4 protein-coding genes are annotated in these 5,028 nt (G+C 66.7%); 1 reads left to right on the forward strand and 3 read right to left on the reverse strand.

Annotated features, from left to right (window positions below):
- Positions 1-82: 82 nt before the first annotated feature.
- From Q0D45_RS20875 to Q0D45_RS20885, 3 genes are read right to left on the reverse strand one after another with little or no spacing between them, the layout of a single operon-like run.
- Positions 83-1,168, reverse strand: a complete 1,086-nt coding sequence (locus Q0D45_RS20875; RefSeq protein WP_293397645.1) for a glycosyltransferase family 2 protein — start codon at positions 1,166-1,168, stop codon at positions 83-85.
- Positions 1,169-1,204: 36 nt separating this feature from the next.
- Positions 1,205-2,140 (reverse strand): lysylphosphatidylglycerol synthase domain-containing protein, encoded by a 936-nt coding sequence (locus Q0D45_RS20880; RefSeq protein WP_293397648.1) that lies wholly within the window; start codon positions 2,138-2,140, stop codon positions 1,205-1,207.
- A gap of 7 nt (positions 2,141-2,147) precedes the next feature.
- Positions 2,148-3,140 carry a GDP-mannose 4,6-dehydratase gene (locus Q0D45_RS20885; RefSeq protein ID WP_293397651.1) on the reverse strand — a complete coding sequence of 331 codons (993 nt, stop codon included), beginning with the start codon at positions 3,138-3,140 and terminating at the stop codon, positions 2,148-2,150.
- A 163-nt stretch (positions 3,141-3,303) separates the two neighbouring features.
- Between Q0D45_RS20885 and dnaX the strand changes: the two genes are divergently transcribed.
- On the forward strand, positions 3,304-5,028 hold a 1,725-nt coding region (gene dnaX / locus Q0D45_RS20890), incomplete at its 3' end, for a DNA polymerase III subunit gamma/tau (RefSeq protein ID WP_293397654.1).

Consider the following 5,028-nt stretch of genomic DNA (forward strand, 5'->3'; position numbering starts at 1 on the left):
TACCGCCCACAGGTTCGACCAGAAGCCGAGCAGCACCGCTGCGAACAGGAACCCCAGATGCGCTGCGGACAGCCGTTCCGTCTCAAGCACGATTGCGATCTGCCTCGTCGATGCCGAGCTGCGCAGCGGCCGGATCGGCCAGTTGCGCCCAGCTGTTGCTGCTGTCCAGCACTGCGCCGTTGGCGACGGTCAGCGGGCCTTCGGTGCGCTGGTAGAAGACGCGGGACAGCATTTCCGCGATCAGGCCGGTGGTCAGGAACTGGATCGAGAACACCAGCAGCAGCACGGCGACCAGGAACAGCGGACGGCCGCCGATCGATTCACCGAGCACGAACTTGACGAAGCCGAGCCAGGTCATGGCGGCACTTCCTACGAAGCCGAGCGCCAGACCGATCGAGCCGAAGAAATGGCCGGGCCGGGCACGGAAGCGCAGGAAGAAGAACACGGTCAGCAGATCGAGCACGACGCGGAAAGTCCGCGAAATGCCATACTTGCTCTCGCCGAACTGGCGTGCGGCGTGGCCCACCGGCGTTTCGCCGATGCGCGTCGGGCTGGTGACCATCGCCGCCCAGACCGGGATGAAGCGGTGCATCTCGCCATACAGGCGCACCTGCTTGATCACCGTCGCGCGGTAGACCTTCAGCGAGCAGCCGTAGTCGCGAATCTTCACGCCGGTGACCCGGGCGATCAGCTTGTTGGCCAGCTTCGACGGCAGCTTGCGGCTCATCCAGGCGTCCTGGCGATTGGCGCGGTAGCCGGTCAGCAGATCGAGGTCGCGCTCGTACATCTCGGCGACCATCCGTGGGATATCGGCCGGATCGTTCTGCAGATCGCCATCGAGCGTGGCGATGACGTCACCGCGCGCGGCATCGATGCCGGCCTGCATTGCCGTGGTCTGGCCGTTGTTGCGGGCAAAACGGATGACGCGGACATGCGGGCCGTACTTGGCGCCCTCGCTGATCAAGCGCTTGCCGGTCTCGTCGAGGCTGCCGTCGTCGACGCAGATCAGCTCCCAGGGGCCGGCATAGGCGGCGAGGCCTTCATGGACGCGCGCGAGCATCGGCGCGACGTTGTCCTGCTCCCGGTACATCGGGATCACGATCGACAGGCTGGGCCAGCTTTTAAGACTGGAACTCGGCGGCAGGCTTTCCGTCACGTCGGAACTCATGGAAGACAAGGGCCAAAGTCTAGCATCGGGCTTCCGTCATTCCGGTTGCGCTGGCGGAGCACCCACGAGCCAGGCCAGTGCGCCGGCGATCAAGGCGGTGGTCAACACCAGCAGATGCAGGTTGACGGCCGCCGCCAGCAAGGCGCCCAGCTCGGGGGCACCGGACGCAGGCGCCAGCAGCGCCATCACGCCGGCCTCGTAGGTGCCGAAGCCGCCGGGCGCGTGCAGCGGCAGCACGGTCGACAGATCGCCACCGATCGCGCCCAGGGTGCCGAGCACTGGCGACAGCTGCGCCAGCAGACCGAGCACGATGCCGAGCGCCAGCAGCTTCACGCTCCACGCGGCCCAGGTCAGCACCAGATCGAGCGCCAGCCCCGAGGTCTGCCTGGGCAGGCCGAACAGGGCTTTCGCTGCGAAACCGGCGAGCTTGCCGCTGCGCCGTGCGAGTCTGGCCTGCAGCGGTTCACGCAGCGCGTAGACCGCGAGCGGCGCAATCGCCGCCAGTGCCGCGCCGAGCCAGGCCAGAGTCGACAGGCCCTGCACCCGCAGCAGCCAGCCGCTGGCCGCGCAAGCGGCGGCGACCGTGGCCAGCACATGCAGATCGAGCAGCCGCAGCCAGATCAGGGTGCCGGCGGCCTGCGTTGCATCGATGCCGAACCAGCGCCGCATCAGCACCGGAAAACTGACCTCGCCGGCGCGCGCGGGCAGGATCAGGTTCAGCGCATTGTTGATCAGGATCAGCCGCAGGCAGGCGAACCAGGCGCCACGCGGAATCTGCGTTTCCGCGAGATAGATGCGGGTGCCGCGCAAGGCATAGCTGGCGAGCATGCCGACGATCGCCAGCACCAGGGTCAGCGGCGCGATCTGCGACCACGGCGCCAGCAGCCGGGACCAGCCCCAGAAATGCTCGACCGCCGCCGCGAACACCGCGAGAACGACGACATTCAACCCCAGCGCGAGGCCGCGCTTCATGCCCGGCTCAAGGCTGGACGGCGAGCCAGCTGGCGAAGCGGGCGAGGCCGGTATCGAAATCGGTGGCCGGCTCGTAGCCGAGCAGCGCCTGCGACTTGCGGATGTCGGCCCAGGTGCGGCGCATCTCGCCCGGCTGCCAGTCCTGCCAGTCGATGTTCGCCTTCACATTCAGCACCGCTTCGAGTTTTTGGATCATCTCCAGCAAGCCGATCGTGCGGTTGTTGCCGAGGTTGAACACCTCGTAATTCGCGCAGGCCGGATCGGCGGCAAAGGCCATCGCTGCGCGAACGCCGGCGACGATGTCGCCCCAGTAGGTGAAATCACGCTCGGACGAGCCATCGCCATAGACTGGGATGGTCTTGCCATCGAGCATCAGCCGCGCGAACTTGTGGATCGCCAGATCCGGCCGCTGGCGTTCGCCGAACACGGTGAAGAAGCGCATGGCGACGAAACGCAGGCCGAAGGTCTGGGCGTAGACATAGCCCAATTGTTCGTCAGCGAGCTTGCTCGAGGCGTAAGGGTTGATCGGCAGCAGGCCGAGATCGGTCTCGGCCCACGGCAGGCGCGGGCAATCGCCATAGACGCTCGACGAGGAGCCGAACACGAATGCCTTGATGCCACGCTGATGCGCCAGGCTCAGCAGGTTCTGGGTGCCGATGACGTTGGTCATCTGGTAGCCGAGCGGGTCGGTCAGCGAGTTGCGGACGCCCGCTTTTGCGGCCAGATGAACGATCGACGTGTACGTCCCATTGAGCAGCGAGTTCAGCTTGGCACCGTCACGGATATCGGCCTCGACCAGCCGGTAGGCCGGGTGATCGAGATGCGCGGCGATGTGCCGGCGCTTGATGCTGGCCGGGTAATAGGGATCGAAGTTGTCGATCACCGTCACCTGCCAGCCATCGCCGAGCAGGCCGTCGACCAGATGGCTGCCGATGAAGCCGGCGCCGCCGGTGACCAGGGCATGACCCGGCGCGAGCGGGGCGGGAAGCGGGTGGCTCAAGGGATCACTCCTGCTGGGGAACACCTGGGGAGTGCGGAGTTTACGCGGTCGCGATGGCGGTTCCGTGTGCGTTTCGCAGCTGAGCGCGATCCGCCGGCAGGTGGCGTACCCCCGCCTCATCCGCGACAATGCGCTCACTCCGTCTGGCCACCCTGTCTCTCTCATGAGCTATCTCGCGCTTGCGCGCAAATGGCGTCCGCGCCGCTTCGAAGACGTGCGTGGCCAGGGCCATGTGGTCAAGGCGCTGACCCATGCGCTGGACGGTGATCGCCTGCATCCAGCGATCCTGTTGACCGGCACCCGCGGCGTCGGCAAGACCACGCTCGCCCGCATCATCGCCAAGGGCCTGAACTGCCAGACCGGCGTCAGCGCCAATCCTTGCGGCGTCTGTTCGGCCTGCAAGGAAGTCAACGACGGTCGCTTCGTCGATCTGCTGGAAATCGACGCCGCGTCGAACACCGGCGTCGACAACATCCGCGAACTGATCGACAACGCTCAGTACTCGCCGGCGCGCGGCCGCTACAAGGTCTACCTGATCGACGAAGTCCACATGCTGTCGAAGGGCGCCTTCAACGCGCTGCTGAAGACGCTGGAAGAACCGCCGCCGCATGTGAAGTTCATCCTGGCCACAACGGACCCGCAGAAGCTGCCGATCACCGTGCTCAGCCGTTGCCTGCAGTTCAACCTGAAGCGCCTCAGCGTGGCGCTGATCCGCGACAACCTTGCCGACATCCTCAAGGATGAAGCGGTCGATTTCGAGATCGGCGCCGTCGCCGAACTGGCGCGCGCCGCCGATGGCTCGATGCGCGATGGCCTGTCGCTGCTCGATCAGGCGCTGGCCTTCGCCGGTGGCGCCAAGCTCGAAGCGCTGGCGGTCGAGGACATGCTCGGCACCGGTGGCCGCCGCAATCTGTTTGCGGTGATCGAAGCGCTGGCGGCTCACGATGGCGATGCGCTGCTCGCCGCCCTTCGCCGGCTCGATGAATCGGCGCCGGATTTCCATGCGCTGCTCAACGATCTGGCGATGCTGCTGCAGCGGCTGGCGATGCTGCAGTTGCTGCCGAATGCTGGCGATGAAGACGACGATCCGCGCCTGGCGCCGCTGGTGCAGACGGTGGCCGTCGAGGACGTACAGCTCTGGTATCAGATCGCCGTGCTCGGTCGTCGCGATCTGCCTTACGCGCCGGATCCGCGCCTCGGTTTCGAGATGAGCGTGCTGCGGATGTTCGCGCTGAAGCTCGATGACGGGGGCGGTTCGGCGGCGCCGACCGGTGGTGGTGGCGGTCGTGCTGCTGTCGCATCAACGCCGTCTGCATCATCTGCAGCACCAGCCGCAGCGCCGCGTGTCGCTGCAGCGGTGCCAGTTACTGCTCCGGTGACAACGCCTACGGCCGCGGTCACCAGCGTGGCGCCTGCTGCGGTACCCAGCCCGCCGCGCAGCGCTCACATTCTCATGCCGAGCGCGACCCGTTCGGCGCCGACCGAAGCCTTCGTCGCGCCTGTCGCCATTCCGGCGGCCACCGCCACGCCGGGCACGGTCTGGCATCGCCTAGTCGATGAACTCGGCCTCGACGGCATGGTTCGCCAACTTGCCCGACACTGCGCCTGGCTGGGTCGTGAGGGCGAAACCTTGCGTTTCGCGCTCGATCCGCGTGCCAGACATCTGCTCACCGACGAGCGTCGCCTCGCTGTGCAGACCGCGCTGATCGGCAAGCTGGGTCCGCTGAATCTGGATATCAGCGTCGCTGCCAGTCCCGACGTGCTGCACCCGGCCGCCGCCGACGAGCAGCGCCTGATCGATCGTCAGCGCGATGCCGAAAAAGCCATCGAGCAGGATCCGGTGGTCGCCAGCTTCCGCACGCTGTTCGGTGCCACGGTGCGCGCCGGC

It is taken from the genome of Nevskia sp. (assembly GCF_023266035.1).
GTDB lineage: Bacteria > Pseudomonadota > Gammaproteobacteria > Nevskiales > Nevskiaceae > Nevskia.